Annotated in this window: 17 protein-coding genes; 7 read left to right on the forward strand and 10 right to left on the reverse strand. The window is 71.0% G+C overall.

Going from position 1 to position 20,805, the window contains the following annotated elements:
• The first annotated feature begins 131 nt into the window (after nt 1-131).
• The 5 genes from FL311_RS07165 (at nt 132) to FL311_RS07185 (ending at nt 6,199) form a co-directional block, all read left to right on the forward strand.
• On the forward strand, nt 132-1,391 hold the full coding sequence (locus tag FL311_RS07165; protein WP_141324190.1) for a BON domain-containing protein: 1,260 nt from the start codon (nt 132-134) through the stop codon (nt 1,389-1,391).
• A gap of 178 nt (nt 1,392-1,569) precedes the next feature.
• Nucleotides 1,570-3,225, forward strand: a complete 1,656-nt coding sequence (gene hutU, locus FL311_RS07170) for a urocanate hydratase (protein WP_141324191.1) — start codon at nt 1,570-1,572, stop codon at nt 3,223-3,225.
• Between the two features lie 14 nt (nt 3,226-3,239).
• A complete protein-coding gene (locus FL311_RS07175; protein WP_141324192.1) occupies nt 3,240-3,980 on the forward strand; it encodes a hypothetical protein in 741 nt (246 codons plus the stop codon).
• 4 nt (nt 3,981-3,984) lie between these two features.
• Nucleotides 3,985-5,250 carry an imidazolonepropionase gene (gene hutI, locus FL311_RS07180; protein WP_141324193.1) on the forward strand — a complete coding sequence of 422 codons (1,266 nt, stop codon included), beginning with the start codon at nt 3,985-3,987 and terminating at the stop codon, nt 5,248-5,250.
• Between the two features lie 88 nt (nt 5,251-5,338).
• Nucleotides 5,339-6,199 (forward strand): class II glutamine amidotransferase, encoded by an 861-nt coding sequence (locus tag FL311_RS07185; RefSeq protein ID WP_141324194.1) that lies wholly within the window; start codon nt 5,339-5,341, stop codon nt 6,197-6,199.
• Between the two features lie 2 nt (nt 6,200-6,201).
• On the opposite strand, the gene tsaE is transcribed toward FL311_RS07185, so the two are convergent.
• From tsaE to tilS, 8 genes are all read right to left on the reverse strand, one after another.
• Nucleotides 6,202-6,681 carry a tRNA (adenosine(37)-N6)-threonylcarbamoyltransferase complex ATPase subunit type 1 TsaE gene (tsaE, locus tag FL311_RS07190; protein ID WP_141324195.1) on the reverse strand — a complete coding sequence of 160 codons (480 nt, stop codon included), beginning with the start codon at nt 6,679-6,681 and terminating at the stop codon, nt 6,202-6,204.
• A gap of 31 nt (nt 6,682-6,712) precedes the next feature.
• Nucleotides 6,713-8,248 carry an NAD(P)H-hydrate dehydratase gene (locus FL311_RS07195; RefSeq protein WP_141324196.1) on the reverse strand — a complete coding sequence of 512 codons (1,536 nt, stop codon included), beginning with the start codon at nt 8,246-8,248 and terminating at the stop codon, nt 6,713-6,715.
• A gap of 4 nt (nt 8,249-8,252) precedes the next feature.
• A complete protein-coding gene (gene acpS / locus FL311_RS07200) occupies nt 8,253-8,633 on the reverse strand; it encodes a holo-ACP synthase (RefSeq protein WP_141324197.1) in 381 nt (126 codons plus the stop codon).
• A gap of 6 nt (nt 8,634-8,639) precedes the next feature.
• Complete coding sequence (locus FL311_RS07205; RefSeq protein ID WP_141324198.1) at nt 8,640-9,365, reverse strand: pyridoxine 5'-phosphate synthase; 726 nt, start codon at nt 9,363-9,365, stop codon at nt 8,640-8,642.
• A 108-nt stretch (nt 9,366-9,473) separates the two neighbouring features.
• Entirely contained in the window at nt 9,474-10,868 is a 1,395-nt protein-coding gene (glmM, locus tag FL311_RS07210) for a phosphoglucosamine mutase (RefSeq protein WP_141324199.1), read from the reverse strand.
• 230 nt (nt 10,869-11,098) lie between these two features.
• A complete protein-coding gene (gene folP, locus FL311_RS07215) occupies nt 11,099-12,337 on the reverse strand; it encodes a dihydropteroate synthase (RefSeq protein ID WP_141324200.1) in 1,239 nt (412 codons plus the stop codon).
• Nucleotides 12,338-12,467: 130 nt separating this feature from the next.
• Nucleotides 12,468-14,384, reverse strand: a complete 1,917-nt coding sequence (gene ftsH, locus FL311_RS07220; protein ID WP_141324201.1) for an ATP-dependent zinc metalloprotease FtsH — start codon at nt 14,382-14,384, stop codon at nt 12,468-12,470.
• A 176-nt stretch (nt 14,385-14,560) separates the two neighbouring features.
• Entirely contained in the window at nt 14,561-15,877 is a 1,317-nt protein-coding gene (gene tilS / locus FL311_RS07225) for a tRNA lysidine(34) synthetase TilS (RefSeq protein ID WP_228556722.1), read from the reverse strand.
• Nucleotides 15,878-16,375: 498 nt separating this feature from the next.
• On the opposite strand from tilS, the gene FL311_RS07230 reads away from it, so the two are divergent.
• Entirely contained in the window at nt 16,376-16,579 is a 204-nt protein-coding gene (locus FL311_RS07230) for a TIGR04563 family protein (RefSeq protein WP_015350409.1), read from the forward strand.
• Between the two features lie 7 nt (nt 16,580-16,586).
• Nucleotides 16,587-16,865 carry a TIGR04563 family protein gene (locus tag FL311_RS07235; protein WP_141324203.1) on the forward strand — a complete coding sequence of 93 codons (279 nt, stop codon included), beginning with the start codon at nt 16,587-16,589 and terminating at the stop codon, nt 16,863-16,865.
• 26 nt (nt 16,866-16,891) lie between these two features.
• Here the strand turns inward: FL311_RS07235 and FL311_RS07240 are convergent, their stop codons facing one another.
• Together FL311_RS07240 and FL311_RS07245 are read right to left on the reverse strand one after the other, a co-directional pair.
• Nucleotides 16,892-17,731: a 5'-nucleotidase C-terminal domain-containing protein gene (locus tag FL311_RS07240; RefSeq protein WP_141324204.1), complete on the reverse strand. Its 840-nt coding sequence runs from the start codon at nt 17,729-17,731 to the stop codon at nt 16,892-16,894.
• Nucleotides 17,731-20,721: a TonB-dependent siderophore receptor gene (locus FL311_RS07245; RefSeq protein WP_141324205.1), complete on the reverse strand. Its 2,991-nt coding sequence runs from the start codon at nt 20,719-20,721 to the stop codon at nt 17,731-17,733. Before FL311_RS07245 ends, FL311_RS07240 begins: the two co-directional genes overlap by 1 nt.
• Between the last annotated feature and the right edge of the window lie 84 nt (nt 20,722-20,805).

Here is a 20,805-nt window from a genome sequence, read left to right on the forward strand (position 1 = left end):
CCCCCGCTCCCCGCCCGGCCCACGCCCGGACGACCGACGAGGCGAGGCGGCGTTGCCGGGAACGCTCGCGGTCAAAACCCTCTGGAGGACAGGACCCCACGCGCGAGCCGGAACCCCAGGAGGCGGATGACATGAGTGGAAGACGCCATGATGACCCCGACCGACGGAACAAGGAGCGACACGGCCGCGGGGAGAACGAAGGCAGACGCCACCCGCGAAGGGAGCACGAGGGCCCGCCTGCCTGGCGCGCCGGGGACCCGGGCCACCATCGGGGCCCTCCCCGTCACGAGCACCCTGAGCACCACGCACGCCCCGGGCGGGACTCCCACCGCTCGGACTGGGACGCCCGGCGCGACTTCGAGCACCCCTCCCGGGACCTCGACCGCGACCGCGAATACCGCACGCTGCGAGGCGACCGGGACCCTCTCGACTACGAAATCGACCGGGACTTCGGTGACGCGGCCAGGGCGCTGGACCGGGCCCACGAGTATGGCCGGGACTTCGACCGCGACCGCGAGATGGACCGCCGCGCCCGGCACTTCGACCCGGAGCGGATTGCCCGACGACCGGGCTACAGCCCGAGCGGCACCTTCCGCGCGCTCGACGAGGATGCGCCACGACGCCACGGCCCGCCCGACGACAGGGGCGGCGCGCACCGGGCCTCCTGGAGAGACGCGCCCTCGGACTCGCTCCGTCGCGGGGACGTGAGCTCGAGCCACTCGCGCCACGGCCCGCCCGACGACAGGGGCGGCGCGCATCGGGGCCGCGGGAGGGACGCGCCGTCGGACTCGCTCCGCGGCGGGGACGTGGGCCCGGGCCACTCACGCCATGGTCGACGCGGCGCGGACACCTGGGATGAACCCGAGGCGTGGATGGACGAACTGCGGGAGCTGCGCCCTCGCGAGCGGCCCGCGGAGGCGGATGTGCGACTGGGCGGCACGCAGCCCTCGGGCCACGGACCGGGCGTGGAGAACATGGCGCCGCCCCGGGTGGGGTTCTCCACCAGCACGACGCGCGCGGACGACCACGACCTGGGCCATGGAGGCTACGCCGGAGGCCCCGTCCGCCCCCGCGCGCCCCAGGGACGCGGGCCCCGCGGCTACCAGCGAGGCGATGACCGCATCCGCGCGGACATCTGCGACCGGCTGATGCAGGAGTGGATGGACGCCTCGGACGTGGAGGTGCAGGTGGCGGACGGCGTGGTGACGCTCGCCGGGAGCGTGCACAGCCGCGACGAGAAGCGCGCCATCGAGGACGTCACCGAGTCAGTGCTCGGCGTGAAGGAGGTCCTCAACCACCTGCGCCTCCACCGGAGCGACGGCGTGGCGCGCCCACCCTCTTCCCAGGCGCCGCTCCGGGTGCCGGACGACGACGGCTCGCTGCACTCCTGAAGCGGGCTTCGGCCCCTCGCGTCATGGACGGAGCGTGCCCGTCCCCACCTCGGGGACGGGGCGCCCGACGCCTCCAGCGGACACTGCGCACGAAGGCCCTCACGGTGCTCCCCCCGCGCTCCACGGGTTCGGGTAGTGTGCCGGGCCTTTCCGTCAGCCATTCCTCAGGAGCCCGTTCATGTCCCGCGTCATCCGCGCCCCCCGTGGTTCCACCCTCTCGTGCAAGGGTTGGGTCCAGGAGGCCGCGCTCCGGATGTTGATGAACAACCTCGACCCGGAGGTCGCCGAGAATCCCGCGGACCTCGTCGTCTACGGCGGCACCGGCAAGGCCGCTCGCGACTGGCCCTCCTTCGACCGCATCGTCTCCAGCCTCCAGGGCCTCGCCGACGACGAGACGCTGCTCGTCCAGTCCGGCAAGCCCGTGGGCGTCTTCCGCACGCACCCCGACGCGCCGCGCGTGCTCATCGCCAACTCCAACCTCGTGGGCCGCTGGGCCAACTGGGAGCACTTCCACGAGCTGGAGAAGAAGGGCCTGATGATGTACGGCCAGATGACGGCCGGCTCGTGGATCTACATCGGCACCCAGGGCATCCTCCAGGGCACCTACGAGACGTTCGCCGCCGCCGGCCGCTTCCACTTCGGCACCGACGACCTCTCCGGCCGCCTCATCCTCTCCGGCGGCCTGGGCGGCATGGGCGGCGCGCAGCCGCTCGCGGCCACCATGAACAACGCCGTGTTCCTGGGCGTGGAGATCGACCCGTGGCGCGCCCAGCGCCGCGTGGAGACGCGCTACCTGGACGTCGTCGCCAAGGACCTCGACGAGGCGCTCGCGCTGGTGAAGGAGGCGCAGGCGAAGCGCGTGGGCCGCTCCATCGGCGTCATCGGCAACGCGGCCTCGGTGTTCCGCGAGCTGTACCGCCGCGGCATCAAGCCGGACCTCGTCACGGACCAGACCAGCGCGCATGACCCGCTCAACGGCTACATCCCCACGGACCTGTCGCTGGAGGCCGCGGCCGAGCTGCGCAAGCGGGACCCGGAGGGCTACGTGCGCCGCGCGCGCGAGTCGATGATTGAACACGTGGAGGCGATGAACGACTTCCAGGCCGCCGGCTGCCACGTGTTCGACTACGGCAACAACCTGCGCGGCCAGGCGCAGCTGGGCGGCATGGAGAACGCGTTCGAGTTCCCCGGCTTCGTGCCCGCGTACATCCGCCCGCTGTTCTGCGAGGGCATGGGCCCGTTCCGGTGGGTGGCGCTGTCCGGAGACCCCGAGGACATCCGCGTCACGGACCGCGTGGTGCGCGAGCTGTTCCCGCAGAAGGCCTCGCTGCAGCGCTGGCTGAACATGGCGGAGGAGCGCGTGGCGTTCCAGGGCCTGCCCGCGCGCATCTGCTGGCTGGGCTACGGCGAGCGCGCCAAGGCGGGCCTCGCGTTCAACGAGCTGGTGCGCACGGGCAAGGTGAAGGCGCCCATCGTCATCGGACGAGATCACCTGGACTGCGGCTCGGTGGCGTCGCCCAACCGCGAGACGGAGGCGATGAAGGACGGCACGGACGCGGTGGCGGACTGGCCCATCCTCAACGCGCTGGTGAACGCGGTGAACGGCGCGTCGTGGGTGTCCTTCCACCACGGCGGCGGCGTGGGCATGGGCTACTCGCTGCACGCCGGTCAGGTCATCGTCGCGGACGGGACCGCCGAGGCCGCGCGCCGCATCGAGCGCGTGCTCACCAGCGACCCCGGCATGGGCGTGCTGCGCCACGCGGACGCGGGCTACCCCGAGGCCATCGAGGTGGCCAAGGAGCGGGGCGTGAAGATTCCGGGCATCACCGTGTAGCCTTGTGCCTCGCCATGGCCCCCCCCGCGCGCCCGAGCCTGACGCTGTTGCTCGCCCTTGCTCTCGGAGCGCTCGCGGGGTGTGCGCCCTCCGCCGTCGGCCCCATGGTGATGCGCCTGGGGCCCGGCTCGGCCCAGCAGCGGATGCTCCAGGCGGGCATCCGCACCGGCCCCCGGCTCAGCGCGCCCATCGCGGGCACGGTGCCCTCCGTCGGCACCGATGACCGCTTCCGCGGCGACGACGCGAGCTTCTCCACCCAGCAGTGGGGCCTCGCCTTCGACGCCGCGATGACGTGGCCGCTCACCGAGCGGCTGCACCTGCACACGGGCCTGCAGGGCGAGATGTTCCTGCCGCTGCCCGTGCCCGGCTACGGCGTCTACGCGGGCCTGTCCTATTACATCGGCTCCGAGCAGCTGGGACTCGCGCCCTCGCTCGCGGTGCGCGGGGCGTCCGACTTCGGCATCTCCTCGAGCAAGGGCGGGCCGGGCAGCATGGCGGGCGCGGAGGCGACGTGTGCCCTGAGCTTCTCACCGGAGCCCGGGGTGTCGGTGGGCCTGGTCCCCTTCGTCGCCGTGCACACGCTGTCGTCGCATGGCGTGAGCAACGGCTCGCTGTACTACGGCGGTGTCGTCGCCGCGCGCTTCACGTGGGGATGGCTGGACACCCTGGAGCTGTCGGGGGGCTTCGGTCGCGCGCGGGTTGGAGACAGCACCAGCTGGAATGTTCCCATCGTGGGTGTGCGTGGAGGTCGTTGACGTCATGGAAGCGCTGGACTTGCTGGTCCGAAACACGTCCGAGGTCCTCACCCTGGAGGGCACGCACCGCGAGCCCGCCGAGGCCGCCCTCACCTCGCGTCCCCACGCCTGCGTGGGCATCCGCGCCGGTCACATCGCGTACGTGGGCGCGGAGGCCACGCTGCCGCCGGGCAGCGTGGGAACGGGCACGGAGGTGCTCGACGCGAAGGGCGGCTTCGTGGGCCCCGCCTTCGTGGACCCGCACACACACCTGGTCTTCGCCGGCGAGCGCTCCGCGGAGTTCGACCTGCGCAACCAGGGCGCCACGTACCTCGAAATCGCCAAGGCCGGCGGCGGCATCGTCAGCACCGTGCGCGCCACGCGCGCGGCCAGCGAGGAGGAGCTGGTGCGGCTGGCGCTGCCCCGCGTGCAGCGGCTGCTCGCGCAGGGCGTGACGGTGGCGGAGGTGAAGAGCGGCTACGGGCTCGACGTGGAGACCGAGCTGAAGATGCTGCGCGTGGTGCGCAGGCTCAACACGATGACGCCCGTGGAGCTGGTGCCCACGCTGCTGTGCGCGCACGCCATCCCCGCGGAGTACCGCGAACGCCGCGAGGACTACGTCCGCCTCTGCATCGACGAAATCCTCCCCGCCGTCGCCCAAGAGAGCCTGGCGCGCTTCTGCGACGTCTTCGTCGAGGACAGCGCCTTCACCGTCGACGAGGCCCGCCGCATCCTCACCGCCGGCCGCGAGCTGGGGATGCAGCCGCGCCTCCACGCCGACCAGCTCACCGCCTTCGGCGCCTCCGAGCTCGCCGCCGAGCTGGGCGCCGCCACCGCCGACCACCTGGAGCAAGTCACCGACGCCGGCCTGCGCGCGCTCGCCGCCGCCAACGTCACCGCGGTGCTCGTACCCACCTCCACCCTCTTCCTGCGCATGCGTCCCTACGCGCCGGGACGTCGCATCCGCGACGCGGGCCTCAATGTCGCTTTGGGCACCAACGTCAACCCGGGCTCCGCCATGAGCGAAAACACGGCGTTGGCGCTGGGGCTCGCGTGTCTGGAGAACGGCCTCAGTGCCGCGGAGGCGTACTGGGCCGCGACCCGTGGCGCCGCGTTGTCATTGGGACTGCAACGACAAGGGCGGTTGGCCGTGGGTGATGCAGGCGACCTGGTGTTGTTCAGTTGTGCGTCTTTCCGCCATCTGCCCTACCATCTAGGAATAGGGCACGCGCGCACGGTGGTGAAAGCCGGGCGTGTCGTCGTCCAGCAGGAGCTGAATTCCTGCGGGTGAAGCGACGTCGACTGGTGACACGTGCGTCGCACGGGAGTGCAGGAGAACTTCCCGTCGGGGCCGGCCGTTATAAGTACCAACTGCAGCCATGTGCCGACTTTTTGGATTCAGATCGTCAGTCCCTTCCGCGGTCCACCCCTCGCTGGTGACGCAGAAGAACTCGCTCCTCATCCAGTCACGCGAGCACAAGGATGGATGGGGAATCGCCGCCTACGGTGCCGAAGCGGCGCCTGTCGTGGCCCACGGTGTGGGGCCGGCGCACAGTGACCCCGACTTCGAGCGTGTCAGCAGCCGTGTGTCCTCACACACGGTGGTGGCGCACATCCGTCTGGCGTCGGTGGGCGCGGTGGAGCTGCGCAACTCCCACCCCTTCCACCACGGCCGCTGGACGTTCGTCCACAATGGGACGTTGAGGGACTTCGCCCGGCACCGCGCCGCGGTGGAGGAGCTCATCTGTCCGACGCTGCGCGTGGGCATCCGGGGCACCACGGACAGCGAGCGGTGCTTCTACCTCTTCCTCACCCGCCTGGCGGCCAGGCATCCCATCGTCGGCTCGGCCCCTGTCGAGGACGTCGCGCGGGCGCTCGCGGAGACGATGGGGCTGGTGGCGGCCATCACGGATGACTCGCAGGCGCAGCAGCGCTCCGCGATGAACTTCCTCGTCACCAACGGCGAGGTGATGGTGGCCTCGCGGCGCAACCGGACGCTCTTCGTGTCCGTGGGCGGCGCGCGGTGCGAGCTGGGCGGCCTGCCCGTCGCGGGCACGCGGCTGGAGCAGCTCATCGTCTCCAGCGAGGCGCTGTGCGGCGGGCCGCACTGGGCGCCGGTCCAGGAGGAGGACGTCATCGGCGTGGACGCCGGGCTCGTCTTCCACCGCTGGCGGGTGCCGGAGCTCGCGGGGGACGTCGTCCCGCCGCCCACGCCCGGCCCCAACCAGCACGCCGCCTGACGTCAGGGCAGCCAGGAATTCAGAAGCGTCGAGGCCCGGGCCCCGAAGGCCTGGGCCTCCAGGGTGCGTGAGTCCTCGCCCGCGTGGGCCAGCGTGATGCGCAGGTGCTCGCGAGGCGCGGCCTCCGGCACCCGGTCCAACCACTCCACCAGCACCGCGCCCTCGCCGCCCACCAGGTCCATGAAGCCGGTGGCGTAGAGGTCGTCGTAGCCCGTCAGGCGGTACAGGTCCGCGTGGTACAGCGGGATGCGGCCGGAGTACGGGTACACAATCGCGAAGGTGGGGCTGGCCACCTCGGAGCGAGGCACGCGCGCGCCCTCGGCCACGCCGCGCACCAGGTGCGTCTTGCCCGCGCCCAAATCGCCAATCAGGCCCACGAAGTCCCCCGGCTCGAGCAGCTCGCCCAGCCGGACTCCGAGCCGATGGGTCTCCTCGGGCGAGGCCAGCGTCACGCGCCGCTCCACCGTGTTGGACTCGCTCATCGCCGCACCTCGCTCGACAGCACCGTGTCGCTCATCGCTCCCACCGCAGCCACACCTCGCAGAGCCCCTGCTCGATGAGGTCCCCCGCCACCAGGCCCAGTTGCCCGCGTCGCGCCGCCGCCAGGTCTCCGGCGAGGCCATGCGTGTAGACCGCCGTCCAGATGGCGTCGGGCAGCGGGAAGGCCTGCGCGAGGAGCGCGCCGCACACGCCGGACAACACGTCCCCCGAGCCACCCGTGGCCATGCCCGGGTTGCCCGTGGTGTTGATGAACACCCGGCCATCCGCGTGCGCGGTGAGCGTGCGGTCCCCCTTGAGCACCACCGTCGCGTTGAGCCCGGCCGCCAGTCGACCCACCATGTCCAGTCGCTGGGACTGGACCTCCTTGGTCGACTTGCCCGTCAGGCGCGCCATCTCGCCCGGGTGGGGCGTGAGCACGACGGGCCCCTTCGCGCGGCGGAGCACGGAGAGGTCCTCCGCCACCGCGTTGAGCGCGTCCGCGTCCAGCACCGCGGGCAGCTCCACGCGCGAGAGCAGCTCGCCGATGAGCCGGCCCGTCTCGGGGCCCCGGGGGATGCCCGGCCCCATCACGAGCGCGTCCTTGCCCTCGGCCGCCGCGAGCAGCGCGTCCAGCTCCCCCAGCCCCAGCGGGCCCGAGCCCTCCAGGGGGATGCCCATGATTTCGGCGGAGTGCGACTGCACGGCCTCCAGCGCGTCGCTTCGCGTGGCCACCGTGACCAGCCCCGCGCCGGAGCGCAGCGCCGCCTTCGCGACCAGCGCCGCGGCGCCCGTCTTCCCCCGGCTGCCGGCGACCACCAGCACGTGCCCGTAGGTGCCCTTGTGCGTGTCCGCCTTGCGCGCGGGCAGCGTGCGGCGCGCGTCGGACTCCTCCACCACGAACAGCTCTGCGCCGGTGATGTCGCGCGACGCCGCGCCCCCCATGCCGATGTCCACGCGGTGCACGCGGCCACACAGCGAGGCCCCGGGCTCCAGCACCTGGCCCGGCTTGAGGAAGCCGAAGGCCACCGTCGCGTCCGCCTCCACGCACGGAGAAAAGGGCTCGCCCGTGTCGCTCCGCAGCCCGGAGGGCACGTCCGCGGCCACCACCTTCGCGCCCGCGCGTCGCCACCGGTGGAGGGCGGAGATGGCCTCCGCGAACGCGCCCGCCGGCGCCCGGCTCAGCCCCGTGCCGAACAACGCGTCCACCACCACGTCGCCCGTGGCGGGAGGCTCCACCGACTCCAGCGCGAGCGCCGAACCACCGAAGCCCCGCAGCGCCTCCAGGTTGCGCTTCGCCTCGGGCGTCAGCTTCGCGGTGTCGCCCACGAGCGTCACCGACACGCGCGCGCCGCCCTCGAGGAGGAAGCGCGCCGCGACCAGCCCGTCGCCGCCGTTGTTGCCCGGTCCACACACCACCACGAAGCGGCCATCAGGCCCCGCGAGCTTGCGCGCCACCTCCGCCAGCCCCCGCCCCGCGTTCTCCATCAGCAGCGCGGAGGGCATCCCGTGGCGCTGCTCGGCGGCCTCTTCGGCCTGACGCATCTGGGCGGCGGTGAGGACGCGCAGCATGGCTTCACTCCCCTTTCGACTGCAGCACCACCGTGGCGGCGGCCACGTCGGCGTCGTGGGTCAACGCGAGGAAGGCCTCCAGCCCCCGGGCCTCCATCACCTCGAGCGCCACGCCGGACAGGCCGAAGTACGGCGCGCCGCCCTCGCGACGCACCTCCATGTCCTTCCAGCGGATGCCCGGCGGCGCGCCCAGGGCCTTCACCAGCGCCTCCTTGGCCGCGAAGCGCGCGGCGTAGGCGCTGGCCGCGTCGTGACGCTGGCCACACAGGGCGCGCTCGTGTTCGGTGTAGACGCGGTTCAGGAACGGCTCCGCGCGAGGCCCGTCCAGGATGCGCTGGATGCGGGAGATGGAGCAGATGTCCAGACCCAGGCCCCGGATTCCCATGGCGCGCTATCCCGGGTTGCGCATCAGGTCGAGCATCTCCCGGACCGCCCGGTCGAAGCCCACCAGCACCGCGCGCGCGACGATGGCGTGGCCGATGTTCAGCTCGTCGATCTCCGCGATGCGGGCGATGGGCTGCACGTTGTCGTAGTTGAGCCCGTGGCCCGCGGCCACGCCCAGGCCCAGCTTGGTGCCCGCCTTCGCCGCGTCGACGATGCGCGCCAGCTCCCGCGCGCGCTCCTTCTCATTGCGCGCCTCGCAGTAGCGGCCCGTATGCAACTCAATCCGGTCCGCGTTCACCTTGTGCGACGCGCGCACCTGGTCCAGGTCCGGGTCGATGAACAGCGAGACGGTGATTTCGCCGTCCTTGAGGTTCTTGATGATCTTCGCGACGTGCTCGCGCTGGCCGGCGACCTCGAGCCCACCCTCGGTGGTGAGCTCCTCGCGGCGCTCGGGCACCAGCGTCACCACGTCCGGCTTGTGCTCGTAGGCGATCTTCACCATCTCCGGGGTGGCCGCCATCTCCAGATTGAGCAGCGTCTGCGTCGTCTCACGCAGGATGCGCAAATCCCGGTCCTGGATGTGGCGGCGGTCCTCGCGCAGGTGGATGGTGATCTGCTGCGCGCCGGCCAGCTCCGCCAGCGCGGCCGCCGTCACCGGATCCGGATACGTGGTGCGCCGCGCCTGCCGCAGCGTCGCCACATGGTCCACGTTGACACCCAGTCGCTGTCCCATCGACCGCACCTCGCTTGACGCGCGGTGCCGGGATTGTCGGGGGCCCCGGCACGCGCTGGCCCCTCTAATCGCGGCCAGCGTCCGGAAGTCAACCGTCGTGAACGACGACTAGCGGTTGAGCGCCTTCGCCAGGGCGTCGGCGATGTCCTTCGCGTAGGCCTCGTTGCGAGCGGCGTCCTCGCCCTCCACCAGCACGCGCGCCTTGGGCTCGGTGCCGGAGAAGCGCACCAGCACGCGGCCGGAGTTGCCGAGCTTCTGCTCCACGGACTTGATGACCTTCATCACGTCCGGCAGCTCGCCCAGCTCCTTCTTCTGCTTCACCACCACGTTGACCAGCGTCTGGGGCACCGGCTCGAAGATGGAGGCCAGCTCGCTCAGGGGCTTGCCCGCGCGGCACATCACCGCGAGCAGCTGGAGCGCCGCCAGCGTGCCGTCCCCCGTCGTGGTGTGGTCCAGGAAGATGAGGTGGCCGCTCTGCTCGCCGCCCAGGTTGTAGCCGTTCTTGCGCATCTCCTCGACGACGTACCTGTCCCCCACGCGCGTGCGAGCCACCTTCACGCCCCAGCGCGCCACCGCGCGCTCCAGGCCGACGTTGCTCATCACCGTGGAGACCAGCACCTTCTTCTTGAGCTGCTTGCGCGCCACCAGCTCGCCGGTGCAGATGGCCATGATGGCGTCGCCATCCACGACCTTGCCCTTCTCGTCCACGACGATGAGCCGGTCGGCGTCACCGTCCAGCGCGATGCCCAGGTGGGCGCCGTGCTTGAGCACCGTGCGCGCCAGGTTCTCCGGGTACAGCGCGCCGCACTTGTGGTTGATGTTCTTGCCGTCCGGCGAGACGCCCAGCGTGATGACCTTCGCGCCCAGCTCCTCCAGCACCGCGGGCGCCGTCTTGTAGGCCGCGCCGTTGGCGCAGTCGACGACGATGGTCATCCCCTCGAGCGTCAGCTCGCGCGGGAAGGTCGCCTTGAGGAACACGATGTAGCGGCCCCGCGCATCCTCCATGCGGAACGCGCGGCCAATCTTCGTCGCCGTGGGACGGATGGAGTCGATGGCGCCCGTGGACAGCAGCTCTTCAATCTTGCCTTCCGTCTCGTCCGGCAGCTTGAAGCCGTCGCGCCAGAAGAACTTGATGCCGTTGTCCTCGTACGGGTTGTGGGACGCGGAGATGACCGCGCCCGCGTCCGCGCGCATGGACGTGGTGATGTTGGAGATGCCCGGCGTCGGCAGCGGGCCGACCAGCTCCACGTCGACGCCCATGGACGTCAGGCCCGCGGCCAGCGCCTGCTCGAGCATGTAGCCCGACAGTCGCGTGTCCTTGCCCACGATGACGCGGTGGCGGTGCGGTCCATTGCGGATGAGGTACGCGAGCGCCCGCCCGAGCTGCATCGCGACTTCCGCTGTCATCGGGTAGACGTTCGCCTTTCCGCGAACCCCGTCCGTGCCGAACAGCTTCTGCGACGCGCGCTCCTCCTTGGGAGGCATGTTCATCCTGTACGCCATGGCTTTCCGCTCCACCTTTCCCACGCCGGGCCTTCGCCGGTCGCTCGACGTCGGGGCTTATACCCCGCCCACCGCCGGGGCTCGAAGGTAGGGCCCCGATGCTCCCCCGGCAACGGCCCGGGCTTGCAGGCTGTATCACCGTTGAAGGTCAGTGCGAAAACGATACCAGCCCCCTCCCCGCGCCTACACGCGGCTCCACCGCCACCGTGTGGCGCGCGGTCCACGCCGGCTCAGCGTCCGAGCAGGGCGCCTCCGTCGCGCGCCACGCGAATCGCATCCGCCACCAGGAGCGCGTCGCGAGCCTCCGCCACGTCGTGCACCCGGACGACGTCCGCGCCGCCCAGCACCGCCATCGCCGCCACGGAGCCCAGCGTCGCCGCCAGACGCTCGCCCGCCGGCTTGCCACCCGTCAGGGCGCCGAGGAAACCCTTGCGGCTGGTGCCCACCAGCAGGGGCAGCCCGAGCACGCGCAGTTCCCCCAGCCGTCGCAGCAGGTAGAGGTTGTGGTCGAACGTCTTGCCGAAGCCGATGCCCGGGTCCAGCAGGATGCGCTCGCGCGGCACCCCCGCGGCCGCCGCCACGGCGGAGGAGTCCTCCAGGTACGTCAGCACCTCGTCCACCAGGTCCTCGTACGACGGCGCCTGCTGCATGGTGCTGGGGGTCCCCTGGATGTGCATCAGACAACAGGCGGCGCCGAACTCCGCCACCACGCGGGGCAGCTCCAGGTCCGTGCGGAAGCCGGTGATGTCGTTGATGAGGTGCGCGCCCGCCTGGAGCACCTCGCGCGCCACGGCCGACTTGGTGGTGTCCACCGACAGGGGCACGGCGGTGCGGGCCCGCAGGCCCTCGATGACCGGCAGCACCCGGGCCACCTCCTCCTCGGCCAGGACGGCCCGTGAGCCGGGACGCGTGGACTCACCGCCGATGTCCAGGAGGTCCGCGCCCGCCTCCGCCAGCGCGAGCCCGTGCGCCACGGCCGCGTCGACGTGCTGGTAGCGCCCCCCATCGGAGAAGCTGTCCGGCGTCACGTTGACCACGCCCATGAGGTACGTGCGCGAGCCCCACTCGAAGGTGCGCTCGCCGAGCACCAGCGGCGTCGGCGCCACGTGAGCGCCCAGGGCCCGCTCCAGCGCGCCCGCCAGCGCGACGAGTTCGCCGCCCTCGGCGCGCGCGAGCGCGAGGAGCCGCTCGAGCTGCTCCCGGCGCCCGGACAACAGGCCCGCGCCGGGGCGGGTGCGCACGTCACCCGAGACCCAGGAGGGGAACTCCTCGCGGCCCGGCGCGCTCGAGCGCTCCCCCAGCCCGCGGAGGAACTGGCTGACGTCCTTCGAGACGCCGGTGAGCAGCCACTGCCCATGCGGCACCTTCTCCAGCAGGTACTCGCGCGCGGGCGTGGGCAGCCCCATGCGACGCAAGGCCAGCGTCAGGTCCTCCGGACGGTCGACGCTGATGGGGCGGGCACGAAGCATGGGCGAGGACTCCTTCGAGGGACGTGGCGTCCACCCTACCCCTTGGCGCCGCCCGCCTCCCCACAAACGAAAAGGCCCTCCCCGGGGTGGGAAGGGCCTTCGTTCAGCGCCGCGTGGCGGCGGCCGGAAACTACGCCTTGTTCGGCTCCATCTTCGGCAGGCCCTCGAGCGCGTCGAGGATCTTCCGCTTGTCCTTCTTCTCCGTCGCCTTCGGCGGAGCATTCACCCGCGGGGGCGGACGCTCACGGGTGAGCTGGCCACCCTGCAGGAGGATGTTCACGTCCTCGGCGTCGAGCGTCTCGTACTCCACCAGGGCGTCGGAGACGCGCTTGAGCGCCTCCAGGTTCTCCGTGAGGAGGTTGCGACCCTTCTCGTAGCAGCCGACGACGATGCCGCGCACCTCGGCGTCGATCTGCCGCGCCGTGTCCTCGGAGTAGTCCTTGGACGAGTTGAAGTCGCGACCCAGGAACACCTCACCGTCGCTCTTGCCAAACGCCAGGGGCCCCAGCTTCTCGCTCATGCCCCAGCGGCACACCATGGCGCGCGCCGTCTCCGTCGCCCGCTCGATGTCGTTCGCCGCGCCGCTGCTCATCTCGTTGAAGAGCAGCTCCTCGGCGATACGGCCACCCATGGCCATGGAGATCTGGTCCAGCATCTGCTTCTTGTAGCCGTTGACCTTGTCCTCGGTCGGCAGGCTCCACGTCACGCCGAGCGCCTGTCCACGCGGGATGATGGTGACCTTGTGCAGGGGGTCGCACCCCGGCAGCAGCTTGGCGAGCAGCGCGTGCCCCGCCTCGTGCACCGCCGTGTTGCGCTTCTCCTTCTCGGTCATGATCATCGAGCGCCGCTCGGGGCCCATGAAGACCTTGTCCTTGGCGGCCTCGAAGTCGCTCAGGTCCACGCGCTCCTTGTTCTGCCGCGCGGCCATCAGCGCCGACTCGTTCACCAGGTTCTCCAGGTCCGCGCCCGTCATGCCCGGCGTACCGCGAGCGATGACCTCCAGGTCGACCTCCGGCGCCAGCGGCACGCGGCGGGTGTGCACCTTCAGCACGCCCAGGCGGCCCTTCAGGTCCGGCCGCGGCACCACGATGCGGCGGTCGAAGCGCCCCGGACGCTGCAGCGCGGGGTCCAGCACGTCCGGACGGTTCGTCGCGGCGATGAGGATGACGCCGTCGTTGGACTCGAAGCCGTCCATCTCCACGAGCAGCTGGTTGAGCGTCTGCTCACGCTCGTCGTGACCGCCGCCCAGACCGGCGCCACGGTGACGACCCACGGCGTCGATCTCGTCGATGAAGATGATGCAGGGGGCGTTCTTCTTGCCCTGCTCGAACAGGTCACGGACGCGGCTGGCACCGACGCCCACGAACATCTCCACGAAGTCCGAGCCGGAGATGGAGAAGAACGGCACGCCCGCCTCGCCGGCGACCGCGCGGGCGAGCAGCGTCTTGCCCGTGCCCGGAGGCCCCATCATCAGCACGCCCTTGGGGATGCGGCCGCCGAGCTTGGTGAACTTCTTGGGGTCCTTCAGGAAGGCGACGATCTCCTCGAGCTCTTCCTTGCACTCGTCCACGCCGGCCACGTCCGCGAACGTGACCTTGTTGTGGCTCTCGCTGAGCAGCTTGGCCTTCGACTTCCCGAAGGTCATCGCCTTGCCACTGCCGCCCTGCAGCTGACGCATGAAGAAGATGAAGAAGAGGAACAGGAAGACGACGGGCATCCACTGCCCGAGGATGGTCAGCCAGAGGCTGTTCTGCTCCTCCCGCTCATACTTGACGTCCACTCCGTTGTTGCGGAGCTGGTTGAGCATCGCCGCATCCGGCGCGGGCCCCGTCGTGCGGAACCGCTCGCTCGTGTCCACGAACTTGCCGGAGTAGGTGTTGCCCTTGACCGCCACTTCCTTGACCTTCTTCTCCTCCACCTTCGACAGAAGCTGGGTGAAGGAGGGCTCCTGGACCTGGTCGTTGCCCTGGGAGAAGAAGTTGTAGAAGGCGACGAAGAGGACGATCAGGATGACCCAGAGCCCGATGGTCTTGTAGGTCGAACGCACGTGTCAGCTGCCCTTTCGGTACTCGGCGGGTGAGGGCCGTGCCGGGAGAAACCCAGCCTTTTCAATCATTTGCCCGACACCAGGCGAGCTCCCAGTCGTCGGACCGTATCAGCAACAGCAAAAAGCCCTCAACTATTTAGGGGGCACGGCCAACCCCCGACAACACTCATTCCACTCTATAACGAAGGGTCCTGGTGATTGCTCGGACCCACGGGTGCGGCCCACAGGTAGTGTCCGGAAACCTCCGCCCGTGACGGAGGTGTCCACAGCCCTGGGAGCCACACCACGGTGCCCTCGGCGTCCAGCACCACCGGCCGCGAATCCCTCGACTCCGCGGGCACCCGAAGATCCACCAACACATCCTGCAGCCGGCGTTGTTTCTCCCCCGCGCGCACCCGGTCTCCCGGCCTGCGCGTCCGCACGGTCAGCGGCCAGAGGACATCGCGCGCCAGCGCCAGCCCATGCATGCCCGGAGGTGGCTCGCGCGACTCCACGCGGAAGCACCACCCCGTGCCCTCCAGGACGCCGGAGGCCCCCTGCCCCGTCAGCACCATGGCCCGCACCGAAGGCGTCTTCACCTCCGACGACGCCACGCAGCGCACCCGCCCGCCCGTGGCCCGGAGCCGCAGCGCGCGCCCCACCGTCGCCGAGCCGCCCTGCTCCACCGCCCGCAGCGCGCGCTCCACCATCGCCGCGTCCGCCACCACGTCGTGCGCGGCCAGCAGCCTGGCGAGCACCCTGCGCCGCAAGGGCACCTCCAGCGCGCGCACCGCCACCGCGTCCAGCGCGCCGTCGGCGAGCCGCACGCGCTCCCAGGCCGCGTCCGCCAGGTCGCTCAGCAGCGCGTCGTCCTCGGCCGCCAGCCGCGCGTACGACGCCAGCCGCGCGTCCACCGGGAAGCCCGCCGCGCGCGACAGGGCCGGCAGCGCGTCGTGTCGCACCCGGACGCGCAGGAAGGCGGGGTCGTCGTTCATCTCATCTGTCGCATAGCCGACGCCCTGCTCCTTCAAGGAGGCCACCAGCTCCGCCCGCGTCAGCGACAGCACCGGCCGCACCAGCGTGCCCCGCGCCTCGCGGATGCCCACCGCGCCCCGCGTCGACGCGCCCCGCGCCAGCCGCATCAGCAGCGTCTCCGCCTGGTCGCTCGCCGAGTGGGCCGTCGCCACCAGGGACAGGCCCCGCTCGCGCCGCACCGCCTCCAGGGCCTCGTAGCGCGCCTGCCGCGCGCGGGCCTCGAGGCCGGGGCCCTGAGCCAGGGCCAGCGTCCGCACGTGACAGGGCACGCCCAGCTGCTCGCAGAGCGAGCCCACGGCCCGGGCCTCCGCTCGGGATTCGGGACGCACGCCATGGTCCACCGTGCAGACCTCCACTCGCAGCCGCAGCCGCTCGCGCACGCTCGCCGTGCCGACGAGCAGGGCCACCGAATCCGCGCCTCCGGACACGGCGCACAACACGGACCGGCCCTCCAGTCCGAGGCGCGCATACGTGTCCATCAGTGTCCTCTTCAGCAACTGCGTCGCGGGTCCAGTGGGTGACATCTGCGGGGGCGGAATGGAATGTCGGGTAACAGGGTTACAGAGGCGCGCGCGGTTGAAGGCCAGGGGGTCGGTTCTTATGATCGTCACACCGGATGGGCGCGGTCGCGGAAGCGGAAATATGCGCGACACCGGGCGTTGTTGAGGGGACGGTCGACTTTTCAAGGTGTTGGACCTAGGGGTCCCCCCCCTCCCCCTCTGGGTCCACGGGACCGCTGGGAGATCCACTCCCGGCGGTCTCTCTTTCCGAAACGCCCCGGTCCTCCCATCGCGAGGCCCGGGGCGTTTCCTTTTCGCGCCCGGCTGGATACGTCAGGCGGCACTGAACATGTCCGAGCAGGGAGCCGACGGGCGCGGAATGAGTCGTCCTAAACCGTTGACCCTCTTGGGCGTCTGTCGGATAACGGCACCGGTGTGTTCAGGTCGTCACCTCGAATCCGCCCCGGAGACTCAAGTATGGCAGGCACCGACAAGCGCAAGCAGTCGCTGTACTTCCCCGAGGAGATGCTGAAGGAGATTCAGGAAGAAGCGAACCGACAGGACCGCTCTCTTTCCTGGGTTGTCCAGCAGGCGTGGAAGATCGCCCGCGAGCGCATCAAGTCGTTCCCCGCCGTCAACGACGTGACTGGCGACGAGCGCCAGGACCCGCGCGAGGAGTAGCGCAGGCATGGCCACCACCGACCATCGCAAGCAAAGCCTCTACTTCCCGGAGGACATGCTGGAGGAGATCCAGCGTGAGGCCACGCGGCAGGACCGCTCGCTGTCGTGGATCGTCCAGCAGGCGTGGAAGGTGGCGCGTGCCGAGATTCGGAGGATGCCGTCGGTCAACGACGTGCTGAGCGCGCCTGCCCGTCCCGCCGCCGTCGCGGCGAGCCCGGCGGCGACGCCCGCGGCCACCGCCACGTTGGTGGCGGCCGCTCCGAACCCGGACGAGCCGAAGTCCTGAAGGTCCCCGCGAACGGCCCCCGGCACTCAACCTCCGGCGGGCCGCGCGGGTCTTGCGCAGTTCGAGAACGTGATTCGCGGCTTCTCGGTGAGCGACAGCTCGGGTGAGGGGTGCATCTCCCGCAGGTACGCCGAGGTGATGTTCGCGTCCGTTCCGCCCAGCTTCCGCGCCTGCACCGGGAAGCGGTCTGGATTCTGTCCCGCGTTGCCGAACGCCTCCCCGTAGCCGTCGCCGCCTCCGAGCAGGAAGCTGGGCATGGCCACGCGGTAGCGGATGCTCGCGTCGTCACGCGGCGGCAGGGGCACGCTCTGCCCGTTCACCGTCAGCGCCTCCACGCGCTGGCCCCGGGGGTTCGCGCAGTTGACGTGCATCGTGGTGCCTTCCGACAGGTGCAGGAAGGCGCCGGACGGTGACGCGATGAGCTCCCCTTCCCGGTAGAGGCTGCCCACGCTGTTCTCCATCATCTTCACCAGCTCCGTCTCGGTGAGGTCCACGGACACCACCAGGTTCTCGAAGAGGATGACCTCGTGGAGAACGCCGTCGGTGAGCGGGCCCTTGCGCAGCGCCTGGCGCGTGAAGCACAGGCCCTCCGCGCGCAGCGAGCCGCCGTTGATGACGCCCAGCACCGCGGGCCGGGCCGAGCCGTCCTCCGCGTGGCGGAACGCATCCGCGGCGGCCTGCGCCAGCGCGTTGTTGTCATGCCAGACGAAGGGCTTGTCGAGCAGGACATCCTGGCCCAGGTAGCCGACGACGGCGTCGGGGTCCGCGACGAGCGGCTGGCAGGAGTCGTTGTAGGAGATGCACCCGGCCAGGGGCGAGGCCAGGGCGCACGCGAGCGCGGCGACGAGGGACTTGGGCAGTGGCATCAGAAGTGAGCCCTCACGGTGAGGTAGCCGGACATGCCCTCGCGCGGGAGGTTCCCGGTGACGCGGTCGGGCCGCGGCACGTCGTCGCGAAGGTCGTGGTCGAAGACGTTGTGCGCCACCAGCGAGACCTCCCAGATGTCCAGGATGGGCTCGGTGCGAATCTGCGCGGTGACCAGGCTGTAGGCGGGAATCTTGTAGCGGCGCACCAGCTCCAGCACGGAGCGGCTGTTGTTGCGGCGCTCGGCGCCGGTGCGCACCACCACGTCGAAGTTCACCCACGCGCCGATGGGCATGGACACGCCCGCGTTGAAGCGCGCCTGCGGCGTGTCGGTGAGCAGCCGCGACTGCGACGGCAGCTCCATGTCCTGCGCGCGGGAGATGCTCGCGTTGAACCAGGCGTTGGCGCGCTTGGAGGCCTCCAGGCGGGCCTCGCCCTCGATGCCGTACACGCGCACGCCCAGCTCGCGGTTGCGCAGCGGGACGATGTTGCCGGACGTGTCCACCGGGACGATGGGGGACGAGAAGAGCTCCAGGTACGCGTTGGCGCGCAGCCGCACGCGCGCCTCGCCCGCGGACTGGATGAGGTCCGCGCCCAGCTCGAAGGTGTCCACGATGGCGGGCTGCAGGCTCGGGTTGCCCTCGAAGCGGCCCTGGTTGTAGTCGGTGTCGGGGATGCGCTCGACCAGCTCCTGCAGCGTGGGCGCGCGGAAGGCGCGGCCGTACAGGGCCTTGAGCACCAGCGCGTCCGTGGCGGAGAACACCAGGCCCACGCGTGGGTTGACGCGCGCCACGAAGCGGGTGCCGGTGATGTCGCCGCTCGTCCCCACGGTGGGCAGCTGCGTGGCATCCACGCGCACGCCGAAGGTGAGCGTCAGCGGCGCGATGACGGTCCACTGGTCCTGCGCGAAGGCGCCCACCGTCAGCCGGCGGGACGCCGCGCCGCCCGCCAGCTCCAGGAGGTCCGCCAGGCCCTCGGGCGTGGTGAAGCCGCCCGGGCGCACGCGCGCGTCCAGCGTGTAGTTCGTCTCGTAGGTGTAGTCGCCCAGCGACTGCTGCTCCACCACCGCGCCCACGGACAGGCGGTTGTTGGGCGACAGGACGATGTCCGCGTCCACGCCGCCGGTGAGCGAGCGCACGGAAATCTGCGTCTGCTCCCGCAGGCCGTTGTCGAACAGCTGGTTCGAGTCCGGACCGGTGCGGAAGTTGCGAGGCGTGATTTGAAAGAGGCGGTCGGTGGTCTGCTGGTCGAAGCCGGCGCGCGCGCGCAGGAGGATCGACGAGCCGATGTTCTTCTCCCAGTGGACGTCCGCCATGAGCACGTTCCACTTCAGCTCGGAGTCCTCGGCCACGACGTCGAACAGACCCAGCAGCGCGGTGCGGTTCTCGGAGAGGTAGCGCACGGAGGCGGCCAGCCGACCGGCGTCGCCCATGGAGTACGTCGCGCCGCCGCCGACGTTGAGCAGGAGGCGGTCATCGCGCGTCCTGCCAGCCGGGTCCTCCACCGAGCGCAGGCCCTGGGAGGTGGACTCGTCATCCAGGCCGTCGTGCTCGATGATGTTCGCGTCGCCGGACTGGTTCCACACGTCCACGTCCGCGAACAGGCGCAGGTCCCCGAACGTGTGCCCCGCGGAGGCGTGCCCGTTGACGGTGACGGCCAGCCGGTCGTCCTTCTCCGGGAAGCCTCCCGCGGACACGGCCGTGCGGACGCCATCCGAGGTGTCCGTGACGATGTTGACCACGCCCAGGAACGCGCCCGCGCCGTACAGCGCGGAGCCCGGGCCACGGATGACCTCGATGCGCTCCAGGTTCTCCACCGGCAGGTTCATCAGCGCCTTGCCGTCGAAGAAGTTGTTGAGCCGGTGGCCGTTGAGCAGGAACAGCACCTCCGCGTCGTTGCGCAAGCCGCGCACCGCCGTGCGGTGGAAGCCCTGCACGTCGCGGCTCACCGTGAGGCCGGGCACCACGTCCAGCACGTCCGCCACCGTGCGCGCGCCGAGCACGCTGATCTGCTCGCGGTTGAAGGACGCGCCGATGGCCGGCACCTTGCGGACCTTCTCCTCGTGACGCGTGGCCAGCGCCAGCGTGTCCTCGGCGCTGTAGAGGGCCAGGTCGTCCTCCAGCTCCGTGCGCTGCGGGGAGAGGGGCTCGCCACGCGAGGAGCCCGTGTCGCGGGACGTGTCGCGCGTGGACACCGTGTCGCTCGAGGTCGCATCCCGCGTGACGCCCGGCTCGCGCGCGGTCACGGCATCGCGGGAGGGCGACTCGCGCGAGGTCCCCGCGTCGCGTGAGGGTGACTCGCGCGACGACTGCGATTCACGCGTGGGTGCGTCTCTCGAGGTCGATGAGGTGTCGCGAGACGCACGCGAGGAATCGCGCGACGTCCCCTTCGGCGGAGGCGTGGACGACCCGCGCGAGTCCCGGGAGTTCTTGGGCGTCGGCGGTGGAACCCCCTCGTTCAGGTCCGCGGTGAGCGCGGCCATCGAGTCATCGTCATCGGAGGACGACGGACGCGGGCGCTCCTGGGTGGCCTGAGTCCGCGTGCTGGGACGCTCGTCGACGGCGGCCAGCGGAGGAGGCTCGGACGCGCCGGGCTTGCGCGCGGACGCGGGCGCTTCTCCGGCCACGAGCACGCGGGCGGGCCGCGAGGCGGACTGGAAGATGGCGATGCGCTCGCCGTCGGCGGTGAGGCCCTCGACGTAGTACTCGATGCCAGGAGGCACCATGTGCTCGGGCGGGATGACGGCGCGATACAGGTCGCCGTACTGGCGCTCCATCGGCACGCGGGCGAACGGCTCTCCCGGGCCCCGGTAGCGCACCTGCATCTCCAGGATGCGGGCGCCCTCCACGAGGGTGCCGTCGAGCCGCAGCGGCACGTTGGCCTCCGCGCGTGCCGGAGCGGAGTGGAGAAGAGAAGGCTCCTCGGCACGGACAGGCACCGCCAGGAAGAGCACGAGGCTGAGGAGGGTCGCGCGAGCGAGTGTGTTCTTCAAGCTGACGCAGATGGTCCATTGGGGCCCTCCCCGAGTCAAGGAAGGGGGGGCCGGGAGCCAGAGCGCCGCTGATTTTTTGCCGGG

The organism is Myxococcus sp. AB025B (genome assembly GCF_006518215.1).
GTDB classification, from domain to species: domain Bacteria; phylum Myxococcota; class Myxococcia; order Myxococcales; family Myxococcaceae; genus Myxococcus; species Myxococcus fulvus.